Origin of the sequence: Burkholderia sp. Tr-862 (assembly GCF_011753085.1) — a bacterium.
Classification (GTDB): domain Bacteria; phylum Pseudomonadota; class Gammaproteobacteria; order Burkholderiales; family Burkholderiaceae; genus Burkholderia; species Burkholderia ambifaria.
Map to the genome: position 1 here is coordinate 1 of NZ_VWWG01000131.1, position 17982 is coordinate 17982.

Below are 17982 nucleotides of genomic sequence, written 5' to 3' on the forward strand. Positions count from 1 at the left end.
GACGATCGTCGTCGCTGGCGTCGCCGCATCGCGCGGCGGCACGACGGCGAACGCGCGCAGCCCACCGCCGATGCCGGTGCCGAGCGCCTTGAGCAGCGCCTCCTTCGCGGACCACACGCGCATGAACGCGTCGGCACGCGCGCCGGGCGGCAGGCTGTCGAGATATGCGGCCTCGGCGGCCGCGCACACTTCGCTCGTCAGCGCGCGCCAGTCGGTCGTGCGGTTGCAACTTTCGATATCGACGCCGACGCGCCCCGTATCTGCCCATGCGATGAGCGCGTGATCGCCCGCGTGCGACACGTTGAAATCGAGCGATACGCGATGCGCGGGATCCAGCGACGGCCGTCCCGATGCATCGACGACGATCGCGATATCGTTCGGCGCCAGGTCGAGCGCCGCGCCAAGCACGTCGCGCAGCGCGGCGCGCGTCGCGGCGCTGCGCACCGCATCCTCGTGTCGAAGATAGCGCCCGGCACGCGCGCGCTCGGCGTCGCTCAATGCCGCATAGGCGGGCGACGCGAGCGGCACGCGCCAGTCGAAATCGATGCGCGCGACGTGCACGCCGGCACGCGACGCGGCAGGCGGCAGGTCAAGCAGGTACACGCGCCATGCGCGCGACAGGTCGGCGGAAATCTCGGAATCGGGCGGAACGGACATCGGCACGCAGCAGGCAGTCGAATCAAACGTCCGATGTTAATCGATCGCGCCGGATGCGGATCGATGCGTCGCGACCGGGATCGTCGGCAGCGGCAACCGACGCGGCCGCCTGATCGACGCGGCCACCCGGTTGCGGACGCGGTCAGCCTTGCGCGACGGCACCCGGCACGCCGCTTCCCGCCAGCCGCGCACGCTGCGCCGGATGGCGCGCGTGGACGTGGCCCGGCGCATCGGCCGGCAGCGCGCCGTGTTGCAGCCAGTACAACGCGACAGGCCACAGCGTGTCGGTGAAGCGGCTGTGGAAGAACGCGAAGTGGCCGATCGCATCGACGCCGATGTCGCGCGGCGCGATCCGCAGATGCGTGACGTCGCTGCCCGTGTAGTAGCCGGCCAGCCGTTCGATCGCGTCGACCGTGCCGAAGCCGTCGTCTTCGAGGCCGATCGCGAGCATCGGCGCCGACAGCCGCGCGAAGCGGGCCGGCAACGCGGCGCGGCTCGCCGCGGTTTCGGCGAGCAGGCCGTGCGTGTAGGCATCCTCGAAGCGCGGTTGCGCGCGCACCCACGACAGCGCGACGCCGCGCGGCGTGTCCTCCATCCAGCCGAGCCGTTTCGCGGGCACATAGCCGAACACGGCCGCGAGCGCCGGCATCGCGACGTGCCACTTCAACCACATGCGCCGCCGCTCTTGCGGCCGATAATCGCGCCAGTACGCATACTGCGCGCCGACGGTCACCACGTGACGCACACACGCGTTCGACGCCGCGAGCCCGAGCACGCAGCCGCCGATGCTGTGCGCGACGACGTCGAGCGGCTGGCCCGCAAACGCGTCGCGCGCGTACTGCAGCGCGGCCTCGCAATCGAGCCGCCCCCAGTCGAGCCAGTTCGCGCGCAGCGTCGCGAGCCGCGCGGGGCGCGATCCGCCGATCCCGCGATAGTCGTAGACGAGCACGTCGCGCCCCTGCGCGAACAGCCACGCCGCGAAGCGGAAGTAATAGTCGCAGCGCACCGACGTCGCGCAATTGATGACCGTCACGGGCCGCCCGGCGCCACCGCCGCCGCCGCGATGGCGCCACACGTAGCCGCGCAACGCGTAGCCGTCGGCCGCGGTCAGCGTCACGGACTCCGGGGGCAATACGCCCGCCGCTCGCTCGGCCGCGTGCTCGGTCGCGCGAGCCGTCCCGCCTGCTTCGTTCGAAATCGTCATCCTGTCTCCTGTGCGGCACCACCTGAGCCGGCGCCCGCCCGTCGGCCAGCCTCCATTGAACTTGACGCGCCCGGCGTTCTCAACCAATCTTGCTGCTCCGTTCGCATGAGCCCTACGCATGTCAACGCCCCTCGTCCGTCTCCCGTCGCTGGACCTCGTGCGCGGCTTCGTCGCCGTCGGCCGCCGCATGAGCATCACGCTGGCCGCGCAGGACTTGTGCCTCACGCAGTCGGCCGTCAGCCGCCAGGTGCATGCGCTCGAAGTGCATCTCGGCGTCGCGCTGCTGCAGCGCGGCTATCGGAAGATCGCGTTCACGCCCGAAGGCGAGCGGCTGTTCCGCGCCGCGGATGCGGCGCTGCTCAGCCTGCAGGACACCGTCGCGTCACTCGCCGCCGCGCGCGAGCGCCAGCCCGTCACGATTACCGCGAGCATCGGCGTCACCGCGCTGTGGCTGCTGCCGCGACTCGGGCGCCTGCAGGCGCGCCTGCCCGAGGTCGACTTGCGCGTCGCCGCGAACGACAAGGTACTCGATTTGCGCGCGGAAGGCATCGACCTCGGGATCCGTTACTGCCCGCGCGAGCGCGCGCCGGCCGGCGCGGTGCGCCTGTTCGACGAGATCGTCGTGCCCGTCGCGCACCCCGCGCTGGCCGCCCGGCCCGTCACCGACGCGGCCGCGATCGCGGACCACGTACTGCTCGAATTCGACGGACCGCCGCAAACGCAGCTGCAATGGCGTGCGCACCTGCACGCGGCCGGCCTCGGCGACGCGCGCCCCAAGGGCGTGCTGCGCTTCAACCAGTACGACCAGGTGATCCACGCCGCGATCGCCGGCCAGGGCGTCGCGCTCGGACGGCTCGCGCTCGTCGCGCCGATGCTCGCCGACGGCCGGCTCGCGGTGCTCGGCCCGCGCTCGCAAGCGTCGTCGGATGCCTATGGCTACTGGCTGTTCCGGCACGATCCGGCACCGCGCCGCGAAATCGCCGACGTGCGCGACTGGATTCTCGCCGAAGCGGCCGAGTGCGACGCGGCGATGCGCGCGTACGACGTGGCGCAGCGGTAGCCGCGCGCGATTTTCCGCGTCGAGCCGATGCCGGCGCGGCGGCGATCGTTGTGCGACGGATCACGCCGCCGCAGGCGATGCACCGACGCCGCGGCTGCGCCGCAGCGGCCGCGTGTCACGCCGGCAGCATGCGCGGCAGCGGCTCAACGCACCCGCCCGCACCGCCACCCTCATCTCCGGCATCGCGTCCGACCCGCGTCGCATTCCCTGCACGCATGCGAACCCGACCGAATGATCGCTTGAGCGACACCGCTGCCGGATCGTCTAATCGGATCGAACGCGGCCGTCGCGCCGCACGCATTCATTCATCCGGAGACACACATGACCCCGATCGAACGAGACGCCCGGCGGCGCTGGCTGCCGGTACTCGCAGGCGGCCTGATCATGGGCGCCGCGCTCGGCATCCGCCACGTGCAGGGCTTGTTCCTCGCGCCCGTCACGCTCGACCACGGCTGGTCGCGCGAAGCGTTCGGTCTCGCGCTCGCGCTGCAGAACCTGATCTGGGGCATCGCGCAGCCGTTTACCGGGATGATCGCCGACCGCTTCGGGTCGGTGCGCGTGATCGTCGCGGGCATGCTGCTGTACGCGGCCGGGCTCGTCACGATGGCGCTGGCGGCGTCGATCGGCGTGTTCACGGCCGGCGCGGGGCTCGTGATCGGCATCGCGCTGTCGGGGTCGGCCTTCGCGGCGATCTACGGCGCGCTGAGCCGGCTGTTTCCGCCCGACCAGCGCGGCTGGGCGCTCGGCGTCGCCGGCGCGATCGGCGGGCTCGGCCAGTTCTGCATGGTGCCGGTCGCGCAGGTCCTGATCGGCGGCATCGGCTGGCAGCATGCATTCGTCGCGCTCGCCCTCGTCGCCGCGCTGCTCGCGCCGCTCGCCGTGCTGGTGCGCGACCGGCCCGCGCAGGCCGCGAGCCGTGCCGACGGCACCGACCAGTCGATCGCGGCGGCCGTGCGCGAAGCGTTCGCGCACCGCGGCTTCTGGCTGCTGAACGCCGGGTTCTTCGCGTGCGGATTCCAGCTCGCGTTCATCGCGACCCACCTGCCGGCCTACCTGCTCGATCACGGGCTGCCCGCGCGCCATGCCAGCATCGCGCTCGCGCTGATCGCGCTGACCAACGTGGCCGGCACCTACGCGTGCAGCCATCTCGGCGACCTGCTGCGGCGCAAGTACGTGCTGTCCGTGCTGTACCTCGTGCGCGCGCTGGCGATGGCCGCGTTCGTTGCAGCGCCGTTGTCGCCCGCGAGCGTCTACGTGTTCGCGGCCGTGATGGGCTTCACGTGGCTCGGCACGGTGCCGCTGACCAACGGCGTGATCTCGCAGATGTTCGGCGTGCGCTACATCGCGACGCTGTTCGGCTTCGTCTTCTTCGGGCACCAGCTCGGCAGCTTCTTCGGCGTGTGGCTCGGCGCGCTCGTGTACGACGCGACGCATTCGTACCTGCCGCTGTGGATCGGCTCGATCGCGCTCGGCGTGCTGGCCGCGCTGCTGCACCTGCCGATCAACGACGCGCGCATTGCGCGCCCCGGCTCGGCCAAGGCCGCATGGGCATGATCCGTGCGGCGCTGGCCGCGGGCGTGCTCGCGTTCGTCGCGTGGTGCGGCGCGACCTACTTCGATTCGGGCATCGCGCTCGCGCTGCTCGAGCACGCGGCGTTCTGCAACTGACACGGCACGCTACACCGCGCGCGGATTGCCAGCGGTGCTCGGCGGCGCCTGGTGACGCTTCGGCAACGCGGCCAGCGCATCGAGCGCACGACGGCGCGCGCCGTCGTGATCGACGATCGGCGCCGGATAGTCGAGCCCGAGCCGCACGCCGGCCGCCGCCAGCTGCGCCGCGGACGCCTCCCAGGGCGCATGGATCGCCGCCGCGTCGAGGCCCGCGAGTTCCGGCACCCAGCGGCGCACGTACGCGCCCTGCGGGTCGAACTTCCGGCCCTGCGTCACCGGATTGAAGATGCGGAAATACGGCGCGGCGTCGGCCCCGCAGCCGGCCACCCATTGCCAGTTCGCCGGGTTGTTCGCGGCGTCCGCATCGACGAGCGTGTCGTGGAACCAGCGCTCGCCCGCCCGCCAGTCGATCAGCAGATGCTTGACGAGGAAAGACGCGACGACCATCCGCACGCGGTTGTGCATCCAGCCGGTCGTCCACATCTCGCGCATTCCCGCATCGACGAGCGGGTAGCCGGTCAGCCCGCGCTGCCATGCGCGCAGCGCGGCGGGATCGTCACGCCATGGCATCGCGTCGAACTGCGCGCGGAAGTTGTCGGTCGCGAGCACCGGGAAGTGATACAGCAGCACGTGGCTGAATTCGCGCCAGCCAAGCTCGCTCAGGAATTTCTCGGCACCGGCCGCGCACGCCGCACCGCCCGCCTGTGCCGCCCCCTGCACCGCATGCCACACCTGCCGCGGCGACACGTTACCGAAGCGCAGGAACGGCGACAGCCGGCTCGTCGCGGGCTGGCCGGGTCGATCGCGTGTGTCGGCGTAGCCGGCCAACGACTCGTGCACGAACGCGTCGAGCCGCGCGTGCGCGCCGGCTTCGTCGGGCGCCGGCCACGCGTCGCGCAGACCGCCCGCCCAGTCCGGCGCGTGCGGGCGCAACGCGAGTGTGTCGAGCGCCAGCGCGCGTTCGCGCACGCCGGCCGGCCACGGATGAAACGCGATCCGCTCCGGTTCGGGCAGCGGCGCCGCCACCGTGCGATCGCGCCGCACCGCGCGCCAGTATGCGGTGAACACCTGGAACGGCGTACCGGCGCCCGTCATCACTTCCCACGGTTCGTTCAGCAGGCTGCCGTTGCTGCTCTCGACCTCGAGGCCGCGCGCCTTCAGCGACGCCTTCAACGCCGCATCGGCATCGCGCTGCGGCTGCGCATAGCGGCGGTTCCAGTACACGGCCGCCGCGCCCGTGTCGTGCACGACGCGCTCGATCTCGCGCTGCGCATCGCCGCGCAACAGCAGCAGGCGTCCGCCATGACGCGCGAGCGCCGCGTCGAGTGCGGCGAGCGAGCCGTGCAGCCACCAGCGCGCCGCGCCGCCGAGCGCACGTCCCGCCCCCTCGCCCGTATCGTCGACATACACGCACACGAGCGGCCGGCCCGACGCGACTGCGCGCGTCAGCGCGGGCTGGTCGGTCACGCGCAGATCGTCGCGGAACCACACGACAGCAGGAGCAACGGACGACTTGGCTGACACGGGCACCTCGCGGCAGGAAACTGAAAAGTGACCCGTATTGTCGCGGCAGGCTAGTGCGATGTCGATGCATGCAACGCATGCGGCGCCCGCGCGCATCGCGTGCCGACGCCGGATCGCCGGCCCGGTGAAACGCCTTAGTCCATTCCGACGATTCTTCGTCGCGTGCGCCGGCCTACGCTAGATGTCGGGTTCGCCGCGACGCACGGCACGCGCCGACTGCACACCGGCCACGCGCATCGCGCGATGCCTGTGCCCTGCCCGTCGGCGCCCGCGCGGACCGTTCCGTCCGTCGCAGTGCGTCCGGCCGTGCGGCCGTGCGGCCACGCGATCCCGCAGTCCCGCAGTCCCGCAGTCCCGCAGTCCCGCAGTCCCATCCTCATCATCAATCTCACCCGATACCCGCCATGACCAAACCAGCCAATCTCGTCACCTCGATCACCGTCGCGATCGGCGCGCCCGCTTCCGTCGTCTGGGAAGTGCTGACCGACTTCCCGCGCTACAGTGAATGGAACACGTTCTGCGTCGGCCTCGAAACGACCGGCCGGATCGGCGACTTCGTCCATATGCAGGTGCGCATTCCCGGCACGGAGACAGTCATTCCCGTCAACGAAATCCTCGTTGCCTGCGAGCCGGAACGCCTGCTGTCGTGGGAGCAGCGCCCGACCGACGACAACCGGGACGCCGCGCGCCGCGACCAGTACGTCGAAGCCGACGGCGCCGAACGCTGCCGCTACTTCACGACCGACCAGTTTCTCGGCATCAACGCGGAAACGATCATGCGCGAGCACGGCGGCTGGGTGAAACAGGGGTTCGACCAGTGCGCGCGGGACGTGAAGCAGCGCGCGGAAGCGCTGCACGCGGCACGCCGGCGCCCAGGCGCGTAACGGACAGCGGCCAATGCGGGGTTCACGCGCGACGCGGCGATCGACTCTCGCGCGACGGGCCTCGCCCACGCAACCGGCTGAAGCTGCGCGACGCGCGCGCCGTGGCATTGCCGCACGGCGGGCGCGTCGCAGGCCCGCGGGTCAGTCCAGACGGAACGCCGCTTCGAACCGCTCGGCGAACGCGTCGAACTCGGCTTCCGGCAGATGGTTGATGCCGCCCGCACGCTTGCGCCCGCCGCCGGTCGGGAAACCGCGGCAGAACTCGTCGGCGCCGAGCGACCTTCCGTCGGGCACCCGCACGCTGACCACGAGCCCGCCCTGCGCACGCGGCGACAGCACCGCGAGCGCCGCATGCGGCGCATTGCGCATCCGCTCGTTCGCGAGCATCCCCGACACGCGCCGCGCCCACGGTTGATCCGGCATCCTGATCAGCGTCGCGCCCGGCACGTCGCGCAGCGGCACGAGCGCGCATGCCCGTGCCATGTCGTCGCGATAGCCGTCGCGCAGCGCGGCGAACACCGGCGTGTCGCGCACGAAGTCGAGCGGATCGACGCACGGCAGCATCGCTTCGGCCAGCACCGCCGGATCGAAATGCAGGTCGCCGACGCAGTCGCCGTAAGCGTTGTAGTTCAGGTAGAGCCCGAGCTCGGCCAGCGTGCAGCGCTCGGCTTCGTCGATTCCGTATTCGCGGGCGAGCGCGTCGCCGAGCGCCGGCAGTTCGTCGCCGAACGCCGCGACGATCGCCCAGCGCACGTGCCGGCCGCCGAGATAGCGGTTCACGAGCGCGCTCGTGCAGATGTCGGCGGCCGTGTCGATATACGCATCGAAACGCGGATCGCCGGGCAACGCGCCCGCGAAGTGATGATCGAAGTAGCGAACCGCGGCGCCGTCGCGCAGCAGCCGCGCGCATGCGTCGCGGTTCTGGTCGTGCGACACGTCGAGCACGGTCACGCGATCGCCGGCCCGCGCGTCGATTCGCTCGAGCAGCTTGATGTCGCGCTTCACGCCGGTCACGAGCGTGCCGCCCGCGCCCTCCGCGAGCCGCAGCTGCTGCAGCGCGCAGAGGCCGTCCGCGTCGCCGTTGAACGCGAAGAAATGCCGTGCCTGTCGAGTTTCCTGCATGATTCGCTGCTCCCTCCTCAGGGCATGAAATCGCCGCCGTTCGCATCCAGCGTCGCGCCGGTCACCGCGTTCGCATAATCCGACGCAAGGAACAGCGCCGCGCGCGCGCAGTCGTCGTCGGTCGGCAGCTTCGCGAGCGCGATGTTCGACGCGACCGGCGCGATGATCTCCTCCTCCGTCATCCCGTACTCGGCTGCCGCCTGCCGGAAATACGTCTGCGTCGGCACGCCCCACATCCACCCCATGTGAATGCTGTTCGCGCGGATCCCGTGCACGCCGAGCTCGCGCGCCAGATATTTTGCAGCAACCGCGAGCGCGCCCTTCGATACAGCGTAGCCCGATTCCCCTGCAAATGGCTTGCGAGTCGCCTGCGTGTTGATCATCACGATCGCGCCGCGCTTCTGCCGCTTCATGTGCGGCACGATTTCCTGCGTGAGCGTCATCGTGCCGAACACGTTGGTGTCGAACACCGCGCGCCAGCCGTCGAGATCGGCGTCCTCGACTGCCTCCGGAAACGTCCCGTGCACGAACGCGCTGTTCACGAGCGCGTCGATCCGGCCGAAGCGTTCGATCGCCTGCGTCGCCAGGTGCCGACATTGCGCGCGCTCGGCGATATCGGTGCGCACCTTCAGCACGTCGCACGCAACACCGAGTGCGTCGATCCGTGCTTGCGCATCGTCGAGCTTCTCCATCGTGCGCGCCGCGACGACGACGCCGCGCGCACCCTCGCGCGCCGCCTCGACGGCGAGCTTCACGCCGAGCCCCGGCCCGATCCCGGAAATCACGACGATCTTGTCCTTCAGCAACATGGGTTGTCTCCTGGTGGTCGTTGGTCTCGCGGGCACGCCGTCAGCCGGCTGCCTGCAGGTGCCGCGCGCGATACGCAGCGAAATCGTGCGCCAGTTGCGCCTCGGTGAAGCCGAAGCGCGCGATCGAATAGTCGTGCGCGGCGCGCTTGTCGCGGCCGTTACGCACCATCCAGTCCGTCATCGCCGCGCGCTGCCGCGCATCGAGCGACATGCCGGCAAAGCGGTACACGGCTTGCGCGACGCCGAGCGGATTCGACACGGTGTCCTCGAAACGCACGTCGAGAAACCGCTCGGCCGGCAGCGCGTCGCGCGCCGTCATCGCCGCGCCGATCGCACGCGCCATCCCCGCGTTCCATTGCGTGCCGACCGTGCGCGGATCCGGGTCGTCCGCATACATCTGCCACAACGTGTGCGCCATGCTCGCCATCGACGGAATCGTCTGCGCCGGCTCGCGGTGCGTGAGCACCACCTGCGCCAGCGGGAACACGCGGCACAGCACGTCGAGCGCATGCAGGTGCTGCGGCGTCTTGAGCAGCCAGCGCTCGGCCGGCGCGACGCCGCGCTGCGCCTTCTGCCACTGCAGGAACTGCAGCATCCGCTTCAGGTACGTATAGACGGGCGTCAGGTCCTGCTGCGCGAGCCACGCCGTATACGTCGGCACGTTCGCGTACGAATCCATCGCGCACACGAACGCGTGCTCCATCAGCATGAACTCCTCGTCGGCGAGCATCGCGTCGAGCGGATGAATGGCCAGGATCTGCGGAATGCAGTCGATCATCATCGCGACCTCGGCCTGCGCGCGCGCGATGCGCACGGTCGGCGCGTCGAGCGTCTCGCCGGCGAGCGGCGCCGGATAGCGCGTTTCCCACCACGCGGCGGAATAAAAGCGCGGATCGACGGCGAGCAGCCGCTGCAGCAGCGTCGTGCCGGTGCGCGGCAGCCCGACGATCACGAGCGGATCGTCGATCGCGATGTCGGCGATCTCCGGATGGAGGCGGCCGTAGTACTCGACGACGAGCCGGTTCACGAGCTGGCCGACGAGCTTCTCGCGCATCATCTCCGCGCCCCGCGCGGACAACTTCGCTTCGTCGATCAGCGATGCGCACATCACGTCGAGCGCCTCGCGATACGGCCCGTCGCCGAATGCGGTGAGCCCGCCCGTGCGCGACACGGCCTCGGCGATCAACCCGTCGGCGTCGAGCTGCGTGCGGATCTGGTCGAGTGGCGCGTTCATGCGGCCGCCTGCAACGTGGCGAGCTTGACGACGCGCGTGCGCGGATGCACCGGCTGCGCGGCCCCGACCCAGCGCCAGCAGATCGTGCCGGTGCGATGCCCGGCCGTATCGAGCCAGTTCGCGTCACCCGGCCGCGACGCGGCGACCACCACCGTCACGCCGCCGTCGGCATTCAGCCGCGCGCCGTGCTTGTTCACGCAGATGTCGAAGTGCCGGTAGTCGAGCGACTCCATCCAGTAGTTGTTGAGCTGCACGTTCCAGAAGTCGCAGTCGGGCACCGTGTCGACGTCGATCACGAGCGCCTCGTCCTCGGCCAGCGACCAGCACGAGTGGTAGTAGTAGATGTTCGGATCGCCGCCGACCGACTGGCACAGCGCCTGGTCGGCGGGCGGCAGCGCGTTCACGTGCGACCCGTAGCTCGCGGCCCAGTCGGCGAACAGCTTCGACGTCTGCTCGACGAACCGCGCGGCGCGCATGAGGCCGCCCTGCAGCACGAGCGGGTCGAGCGGCGCCGGACGATCGTGCGCGCCGATGCGCGCGATCTGAAGGTGCGCCGGCGTCTCCGCGCGCCGGTCGAGGAAGGTCTGGCGCACCAGCAGCGCGTTGGTGCCCGGTTCCATGCGCACCCAGTTGCCCGCACGCGGCGTCTCGCTCAACACGATCTCGAAGCTGCCGTCCGGCGCGAGCTCGAGTTGCTTCGCATCGAGAAAGCCGGTCTGCAGCATCTTGCCGTCCGTCTCGTAGCCGCCCTTCTGCGTGCCGAAGCTTAGGTACGCGACCGTGCCGCGCCGCCCCGTCACGCGATATTCGCAGCGGCCGTCGACGCGCGCGTACTGGTACAGGTTGTCGGGATTGTCGGCGCCGATCTTCGCGGTCTCGTGCGACGGCGAGAAGAAGCCCGGCCACGCGCCGTCCGCGAACTCGACGTGCATCTCGAGCGCGATGCGCATCAGCCGGCTCAGGTAGCGGAACCCTTCCGCGCGCGTGAGCGGATCGTCCGGCGCGTCGACGCGCAGGATCTGCTGGCCGCTGCGTTTCAGGGTGTCGCAGAAATCGGCCCAGGTCTGGCCCGAAAGCAATTGCGTGGCACGTGTGTCGTCCGTCATGTGTCGTCTCCGCCGATGGTCGAGCGCTCACCTTAAGCGAGCGCTGCGCGCACCACTTCGTCCGGGTGGACTAAGGAAAGATCCGCTGCGCGAGCGCACCGCGGTTTAGTCCACCCGGACGAAGATCGGCCCCCCGTCGCTCGATACCGTTGGCGTCATGCACGAAACGCCGCACATGTCGCGCGGCGCCGGCATGAAACAAGGAGACGAACGATGTTGACCCACTTGGAGCGACTGGAGGCCGAAAGCATCCACATCATGCGCGAGGTGGTCGCGGAAAGCGAAAACCCGGTGATGCTCTATTCGATCGGCAAGGACAGCTCGGTCATGCTGCATCTCGCGATGAAGGCGTTCTACCCGGCGAAGCCGCCCTTTGCGCTGCTGCATGTCGATACGACGTGGAAGTTCCGCGAGATGATCGCGTTTCGCGACGAGACGGCTGCGCGCCTCGGCCTCGACCTGCGCGTGCATGTGAATCCCGACGGCGTGTCGAACGGCATCAATCCGTTCACGCACGGCTCGGCCGTGCACACCGACGTGTGGAAAACCCAGGGGCTCAAGCAGGCGCTCGACCACTACGGCTTCGATGCCGCGTTCGGCGGCGCGCGTCGTGACGAGGAGAAATCACGCGCGAAGGAACGCATCGTGTCGTTGCGCTCGGCGCAGCACCGCTGGGACCCGAAGCGCCAGCGCCCCGAACTCTGGTCGCTGTACAACGCGCGCAAGCGCAAGGGCGAAAGCCTGCGCGTGTTCCCGATCTCCAACTGGACCGAGCTCGACATCTGGCAGTACATCCAGCTGCACGACATTCCGATCGTGCCGCTCTACTACGCGAAGGAGCGGCCCGTGGTCGAGCGCGACGGCGCGCTGATCATGGTCGACGACGAACGCCTGCCGCTGCGCGAAGGCGAAGTGCCGCAGATGCGCAAGGTGCGCTTTCGCACGCTCGGCTGCTATCCGCTGACGGGCGCGATCGACAGCGACGCGACTTCGCTCGACGACATCGTGCGGGAGATGCGCGACACGCGCACGTCCGAGCGCCAGGGACGGCTGATCGACAGCGATTCGGCCGGTTCGATGGAAAAGAAGAAACAGGAGGGCTATTTCTGATGGCACACGTTCTCACCGCACCCGACACGCGCGCGCAAGCGACATCCGGCATGCATGCCGACGAGGCACCGACGCAGGACCTGCTGCGCTTCATCACCTGCGGCAGCGTCGACGACGGCAAGAGCACGCTGATCGGCCGCCTGCTCTACGAATCGAACATGCTGTTCGACGACCAGCTGACGCAGCTCGAGGCCGATTCGAAGAAGGTCGGCACGCAAGGCGGCGAACTCGATTTCGCGCTGCTCGTCGATGGTCTGTCGGCCGAGCGCGAACAGGGCATCACGATCGACGTCGCGTACCGCTTCTTCGCCACCGCGCGACGCAAGTTCATCGTCGCCGATACGCCCGGCCACGAACAGTACACGCGCAACATGATCACCGGCGCGTCGACCGCCGATCTCGCGGTGATCCTGATCGACGCGCGCAAGGGCGTGCTCACGCAGACGCGCCGCCACAGCCACCTCGTCGCGCTGATCGGCATCAAGCGCGTCGTGCTCGCGATCAACAAGATGGATCTGGTCGACTACGACCGCGCCGTGTTCGAGCGCATCGACGCCGACTATCGCGCGTTCGCGGCCGAACTCGGTCTCGAGGAGATCATCAGCATTCCGATGTCCGCGCTGCGCGGCGACAACGTGATCGCGCCGGGCACGCGGATGCCGTGGTACGCGGGCCCGACGCTGCTGCAGCATCTCGACACGCTGCCGATCGTCGAGCGCGTGACGCGCGACGAACCGTTCCGGCTGCCCGTGCAATGGGTCAACCGTCCGCACCTGAACTTCCGCGGCTACGCCGGCAGCATCGCGTCGGGTGAAGTCCGCATCGGCGAACGCGTGCGCGTGCTGCCGTCCGGCAAGGAAAGCCGCGTCGCGTCGGTGATCACGCCGGCCGGTGAAGCCGAGGTCGCGCGCGCCGGCGAAGCGGTGACGCTCACGCTCGCCGACGAAATCGACATTAGCCGCGGCGACATGATCGCGCGTGCCGACGCACCGCCGGAGGTAGCCGACCAGTTCGAGGCGACGCTCGTGTGGATGCACGACGAACCGCTGCTGCCGGGCCGGCCGTATTTCGTGAAGCTCGGCACGCAGACGGTCGGCGCGACCTGCGCGACACCGAAATACAAAATCGACGTGAACACGCGCGAGCATCTCGCCGCGCGCACGCTCGCACTGAACGAGATCGGCGTGTGCAACCTGAGCTTCGACCGCCCGGTCGCGTTCGATCCGTACGACCGCAACCGCCATACGGGCGGCTTCATCGTGATCGACCGCTTCACCAACGACACGGTCGGCGCCGGCATGCTGCACTTCGCGCTGCGCCGCGCGCACAACGTGCACTGGCAGGCGGTCGACGTCGACCGCGACGCGCGCGCGGTGCAGAAAGCGCAGACGCCGCGCATCGTGTGGCTGACCGGGCTGTCGGGGGCGGGAAAGTCGACGATCGCGAACCTCGTCGAGCGTCGACTGCATGCGCTCGGCAAGCACACCTACCTGCTCGACGGCGACAACGTGCGGCACGGGCTCAACCGCGATCTCGGCTTCACCGAGGCCGATCGCGTGGAGAACATCCGGCGCGTGGCCGAGGTCTCGCGGCTGATGCTCGATGCCGGGCTCGTCACGCTCGTGTCGTTCATCTCGCCGTTCCGCGCGGAACGCGACATGGCCCGCGCGCTGGTCGGCCCCGACGAGTTCGTCGAAGTGTTCGTCGACACGCCGCTCGCGATCGCCGAGGAACGCGATCCGAAGGGCCTGTACAAGAAGGCGCGCCGGGGCGAGCTGAAGCACTTCACGGGCATCGACTCGCCGTACGAGCCGCCCGCGCGGCCCGAGCTGCGCATCGATACGGTGGCCGAGTCGCCGGAAGCGGCGGCGGAGCGCATCGTCGCGTACCTGCTGCGCGAGCGCGCGAAATAAGCGACGTAAGCGGCATAAGCACGCTCGGGCAGCACAAGCGCCGCCGCACAACCACGGCCCGCGTCGTCTACTCCGTTCGGATGACGCGGGCCGCTGGCCGGTCGGTATGCTGGGTCGGCAGCATTCACCCCGACCCAGGAGAACACGAGCATGCGGATCGCGCTGGCGCCCGACGACACGGCCGCGCACGACGGTTTCGACGACGCGGCATGGACGGCCCGCGAACTCAGCGCGTGGCTCGGGCTCGTCTATCAGGGGCCGTCCGAAACGACGCCGTGGGCGGACTTTCTGGAAGCGATGCGCGTGCGGCTCGACGCGAGCTTCACGACGCTCGTGCTGCGCAACCCCGGCGGCTCGCGGCGCGGGCTCATCATCAACGCATCGGCCCACGGCCCGCTGCTGCCCGGCGAGCCGTCGTACAGCGAGCAGTTCTACGCGCTGTGCCCGTTTCTCGACCAGCCGCCCGGCCAGGTGTTCACGGCCGACATGCTGTTCGGCGCCGCCCGATGGTGCGCGCACGATTTCTACCGGCAATACCTGCAACCGCTCGACCTGCGCTTCATCCTCGGTGCGAACCTGCGCGGCGAGGGCGGCGTCGAGTGCGCGTTCTTCGTGAGCCGCGCGCATCACGGCCGCGATTTCGATGCGGCCGAACGCGCGCAGGTCGCGACGCTGCTGCCGCACCTGCAACGCGCGGTCGAGTTGCACGCGGCGCTCGACGTGCTCGACGCCGAGCGCGCGCTGTACGCGGGCGCCGTCGACAGGCTCGACGTCGGCACCGCGATCCTCGACGAGGACGGCCGCGTGATCAAGCACAACCGCATCGCCGAGCGGCTGATCGAGCAGCAGGACGGCCTGTGCCTGCGCCAGGCGCGGCTTCATGCGTCGTGCCCGCTCGACGAGCGCCGGCTGCAGAAGGCGCTGCAGGCCACGCTCGAGCATTTCCGCGCGGGCGCGCTCGGGCGCATCGAGGCCACCACGCTGTCGCGCCCCGGCGGCGCGATGCCATTGAACGTGCTGCTGCGCCCGCTCGCGCCGTATCACGGCGCGCAGGACCGCCAGCACCGGCCGGCCGTCGCGGTGTTCGTCCGCGATCCGGCGGCGTCGCCGCAGACCTCGCGCGACATGCTGCATCGGCTGTTTCGGCTCACGCCGATGGAAACCGAGATCGCGCTGCTGCTCGTCGACGGCCTGACGCTCGACGAAGCGGCCGCCGCGACCGGCATCACGAAGAACACGGCCCGCGCGCACCTGCGCGGGATCTTCGCGAAGACGGGCGCGACGCGGCAGGCCGTGCTCGTGAAGACGCTGCTGAACAGCGTCGTGTCGATGGCGTAGCGGGCCGCGACGGAACCCCGCCGGTTGCCCCGAGGGCGAAGCCCGCCGAAGCGCAGCGCCGCGGAGCCTGCCGAGCGCCGGCTCTCAGCCGGTGTTGGCGATCCCACGTCATACGTCATCAGATGTGATTGAACGCCGCGACGCCCTCATGATATTCCCCAATATCTGGGCATATTCCGGGTAAACCCGCGACGCCACGCCTGGAACTCCGGCGTACCATGTCATACGACGACATACTACTTAAATCACCATCCCGATGCCGACGCGGGCCGCCGCCCCGTTCGCCGCCCGACCGGAGACACCCTTGACCTCACCCGCCCTGCCCGGCCGCGACCCGCTCGCGTCCGCCGTTTCGAAAGTGAAGTGGCACGTGCTGCCGCTCGTGCTGATCATGTTCATCGCGAACTACATCGACCGCGTGAACGTCGGCTTCGTCGACCGCCACCTCGAAGCGTCGATCGGAATCGGCGCGGCCGCGTACGGGCTCGGCGCCGGCCTGTTCTTCGTCGGCTACGCGCTGTTCGAAGTGCCGTCGAACCTGCTGATGCAGCGCTACGGCGCACGCATCTGGCTCGCGCGAATCATGGCGACGTGGGGCATCGTCGCGGCCGCGATGGCGTTCGTGTGGAACGACACGTCGTTCTATGCGCTGCGCTTCCTGCTCGGCGCGGCCGAGGCCGGCTTCTTCCCCGGCGTCGTGCTGTACCTGTCGCAATGGCTGCCGCCGCAGGAACGCGGCAAGGCAATGGCGATCTTCCTCGGCGGTTCCGCGTTCGCGTCGGTCCTGTCCGGGCCCGTCACCGGCGCGCTGCTGTCGATCCACGGCTTCGGCCTGCAAGGCTGGCAGTGGATGTTCCTGATCGAAGGGATGTTCTCGGTCGCGCTGTGCGGCGCGAGCTGGCTGCTGCTGAAATCGCACATCCGCGACGCGACGTGGCTCACCGCCGACGAACGCGCGGCGCTCCAGAACGCCCTCGATGAAGAGCGCGCGACTCGCGACGTGCGCTCGAAGGTGCACGTCTCGGCCACCACGCTGCTGCGCGACCCGCAGATCATGCTGTTCTGCTTCCTGTATTTCGCGATCCAGCTGACGATCTACGCGGCCACCTTCTGGCTGCCGACGATCATCCGCAAGATGGGCGGCCTCACCGACTTCCAGGTCGGCCTCTACAACACGATTCCGTGGATGATCGCGATCGGTGCGATGTACGGCTTCGCGGTGCTGTCCGCGAAGTGGAAGCATCCGCAGCGCTGGCTGTCGTTCGCGCTCGTGCTGGCCGCGTGCGGGCTGTTCGCGTCGACGTCGCACGATCCCGTCTGGTCGTTCGCGTCGATCTGCTTCGCCGCGCTCGGCTTCAAGGCCGCGTCGTCGCTGTTCTGGCCGATCCCGCAGGGCTACCTCGACACGCGCGTGGCCGCGGCCGTGATCGCGCTGATCAACTCGATCGGCAACCTCGGCGGCTTCGTCGCGCCGACGGCATTCGGCTATCTGAAGCAACATACGGGTTCGATCACGGGCGGCCTGTATGCGCTCGCGATCGCGTCCCTCGTCGCGGCGGTCGCCGCGCTGTTCGCGCGCACGCACCGGCGCAGCGATCCGCCGCGCGGCCTGCCGGCCGACGAGTCCTTCACGAACACCGCGATGCTCCGCCATGCCGAACACTGATCGCCTGACCGTCGTCGTCTCGAATGCCGTCGACGGCGACCTCGCCACGTTCTCGCTCACGTCCGACGGCGCGCTCGCGCCGCTCGCCCGCTACCCGGTCGGCGACGCCGCGATGCCCATCGCCGTGCAGCCCGATCGCGCGCGGCTGTACGTCGCGACGCGCGGCGAGCAGCCGACGATCGTCGCATTCCGCGTCGCGACCGGCACCGGCGCGTTCGCACGCATCGGCGCGACCGCGATCGACGCGAGCCATGCGTACCTGTCGCTCGACCGCAGCGGCCGCTGGCTGCTCGGCGCGTCGTACGGCGGCAATTCGCTCAGCCTCTACGACGCCGCACGCATGCGTGACGGCGACGGTGCGCCGCTGCAGGTCGCGCACGGCATTACGAACGCGCATGCCGTCGTCGTGTCGCCGGACAATCGCTTCGCGTATGTGAGTTCGCTCGGCTCGGACCGGATCTTCACGTTCGCGCTGGTCGAGGATGCCGGCGGCCTGCGTGCGCTCGAACACGGCGAAACGCGCGTGCCGGGCGGCATCGGGCCGCGTCACCTGCGCTTCGCGCGCGACGGCCGCGCGCTCGTCGTGGTCAGCGAATTCCAGGCGACGCTCGCGACCTTTGCCCGCGACACCGACAGCGGCCGCCTCGGCGACGCGCAGGTCAGCGCGCGGCACCCGGCCGTCGCC

Annotated in this window: 15 protein-coding genes and 1 pseudogene; 9 read left to right on the forward strand and 7 right to left on the reverse strand. The window is 69.8% G+C overall.

Translation table 11 applies throughout. From position 1 onward, the window contains the following. Positions 1-657 (reverse strand): 4'-phosphopantetheinyl transferase superfamily protein (locus tag F3J14_RS26175; protein WP_166725437.1); only part of this gene is annotated, 657 nt, incomplete at its 3' end. A gap of 142 nt (positions 658-799) precedes the next feature. Continuing rightward, on the reverse strand, positions 800-1861 hold the full coding sequence (locus F3J14_RS26180) for an alpha/beta fold hydrolase (protein ID WP_166725438.1): 1062 nt from the start codon (positions 1859-1861) through the stop codon (positions 800-802). Between the two features lie 118 nt (positions 1862-1979). Here F3J14_RS26180 and F3J14_RS26185 point away from each other — a divergent pair, with 118 nt between their 5' ends. From F3J14_RS26185 to F3J14_RS36105, 3 genes are all read left to right on the forward strand, one after another. Next, positions 1980-2921 carry a LysR substrate-binding domain-containing protein gene (locus tag F3J14_RS26185; RefSeq protein ID WP_166725439.1) on the forward strand — a complete coding sequence of 314 codons (942 nt, stop codon included), beginning with the start codon at positions 1980-1982 and terminating at the stop codon, positions 2919-2921. A gap of 321 nt (positions 2922-3242) precedes the next feature. Continuing rightward, positions 3243-4475 (forward strand): MFS transporter, encoded by a 1233-nt coding sequence (locus F3J14_RS26190; protein ID WP_166725440.1) that lies wholly within the window; start codon positions 3243-3245, stop codon positions 4473-4475. After that, entirely contained in the window at positions 4466-4588 is a 123-nt protein-coding gene (locus F3J14_RS36105; protein WP_258169235.1) for a hypothetical protein, read from the forward strand. The genes F3J14_RS26190 and F3J14_RS36105 overlap by 10 nt, the downstream gene beginning before the upstream one ends. 9 nt (positions 4589-4597) lie before the next feature. On the opposite strand, the gene F3J14_RS26195 is transcribed toward F3J14_RS36105, so the two are convergent. Continuing rightward, positions 4598-6115, reverse strand: a complete 1518-nt coding sequence (locus F3J14_RS26195; protein WP_166725441.1) for a deoxyribodipyrimidine photo-lyase — start codon at positions 6113-6115, stop codon at positions 4598-4600. A gap of 404 nt (positions 6116-6519) precedes the next feature. Between F3J14_RS26195 and F3J14_RS26200 the strand changes: the two genes are divergently transcribed. After that, positions 6520-6999 (forward strand): SRPBCC domain-containing protein, encoded by a 480-nt coding sequence (locus F3J14_RS26200; RefSeq protein WP_166725442.1) that lies wholly within the window; start codon positions 6520-6522, stop codon positions 6997-6999. A 141-nt stretch (positions 7000-7140) separates the two neighbouring features. Here F3J14_RS26200 and F3J14_RS26205 read toward each other — a convergent pair whose 3' ends face one another. From F3J14_RS26205 to F3J14_RS26220, 4 genes are read right to left on the reverse strand one after another with little or no spacing between them, the layout of a single operon-like run. After that, positions 7141-8121: an acetyltransferase gene (locus tag F3J14_RS26205; protein ID WP_166725443.1), complete on the reverse strand. Its 981-nt coding sequence runs from the start codon at positions 8119-8121 to the stop codon at positions 7141-7143. Between the two features lie 17 nt (positions 8122-8138). Next, positions 8139-8930, reverse strand: coding sequence for an SDR family oxidoreductase (locus tag F3J14_RS26210; protein WP_166725444.1), 792 nt, complete (start codon positions 8928-8930; stop codon positions 8139-8141). A gap of 40 nt (positions 8931-8970) precedes the next feature. Next, complete coding sequence (locus F3J14_RS26215; RefSeq protein ID WP_166725445.1) at positions 8971-10164, reverse strand: sulfotransferase; 1194 nt, start codon at positions 10162-10164, stop codon at positions 8971-8973. Next, positions 10161-11270 carry a DUF1214 domain-containing protein gene (locus F3J14_RS26220; protein WP_166725446.1) on the reverse strand — a complete coding sequence of 370 codons (1110 nt, stop codon included), beginning with the start codon at positions 11268-11270 and terminating at the stop codon, positions 10161-10163. Before F3J14_RS26220 ends, F3J14_RS26215 begins: the two co-directional genes overlap by 4 nt. Before the next feature lie 189 nt (positions 11271-11459). On the opposite strand from F3J14_RS26220, the pseudogene cysD reads away from it, so the two are divergent. From cysD to F3J14_RS26245, 5 genes and pseudogenes are all read left to right on the forward strand, one after another. Further along, positions 11460-12380: pseudogene (gene cysD, locus F3J14_RS26225) on the forward strand (sulfate adenylyltransferase subunit CysD); the annotation flags it as partial. Beyond that, entirely contained in the window at positions 12380-14293 is a 1914-nt protein-coding gene (cysN, locus tag F3J14_RS26230; protein WP_166725448.1) for a sulfate adenylyltransferase subunit CysN, read from the forward strand. The pseudogene cysD and the gene cysN, both read left to right, overlap by 1 nt. 150 nt (positions 14294-14443) lie before the next feature. Then, the gene (locus F3J14_RS26235; RefSeq protein WP_166725449.1) at positions 14444-15631 is read left to right on the forward strand and encodes a helix-turn-helix transcriptional regulator; all 1188 of its coding nucleotides are present in this window, start codon (positions 14444-14446) and stop codon (positions 15629-15631) included. Between the two features lie 304 nt (positions 15632-15935). Beyond that, positions 15936-17297 (forward strand): MFS transporter, encoded by a 1362-nt coding sequence (locus F3J14_RS26240; RefSeq protein ID WP_166725450.1) that lies wholly within the window; start codon positions 15936-15938, stop codon positions 17295-17297. After that, the coding region (locus F3J14_RS26245) for a beta-propeller fold lactonase family protein (RefSeq protein WP_166725451.1) at positions 17284-17982 on the forward strand (699 nt) is incomplete at its 3' end. The genes F3J14_RS26240 and F3J14_RS26245, both read left to right, overlap by 14 nt.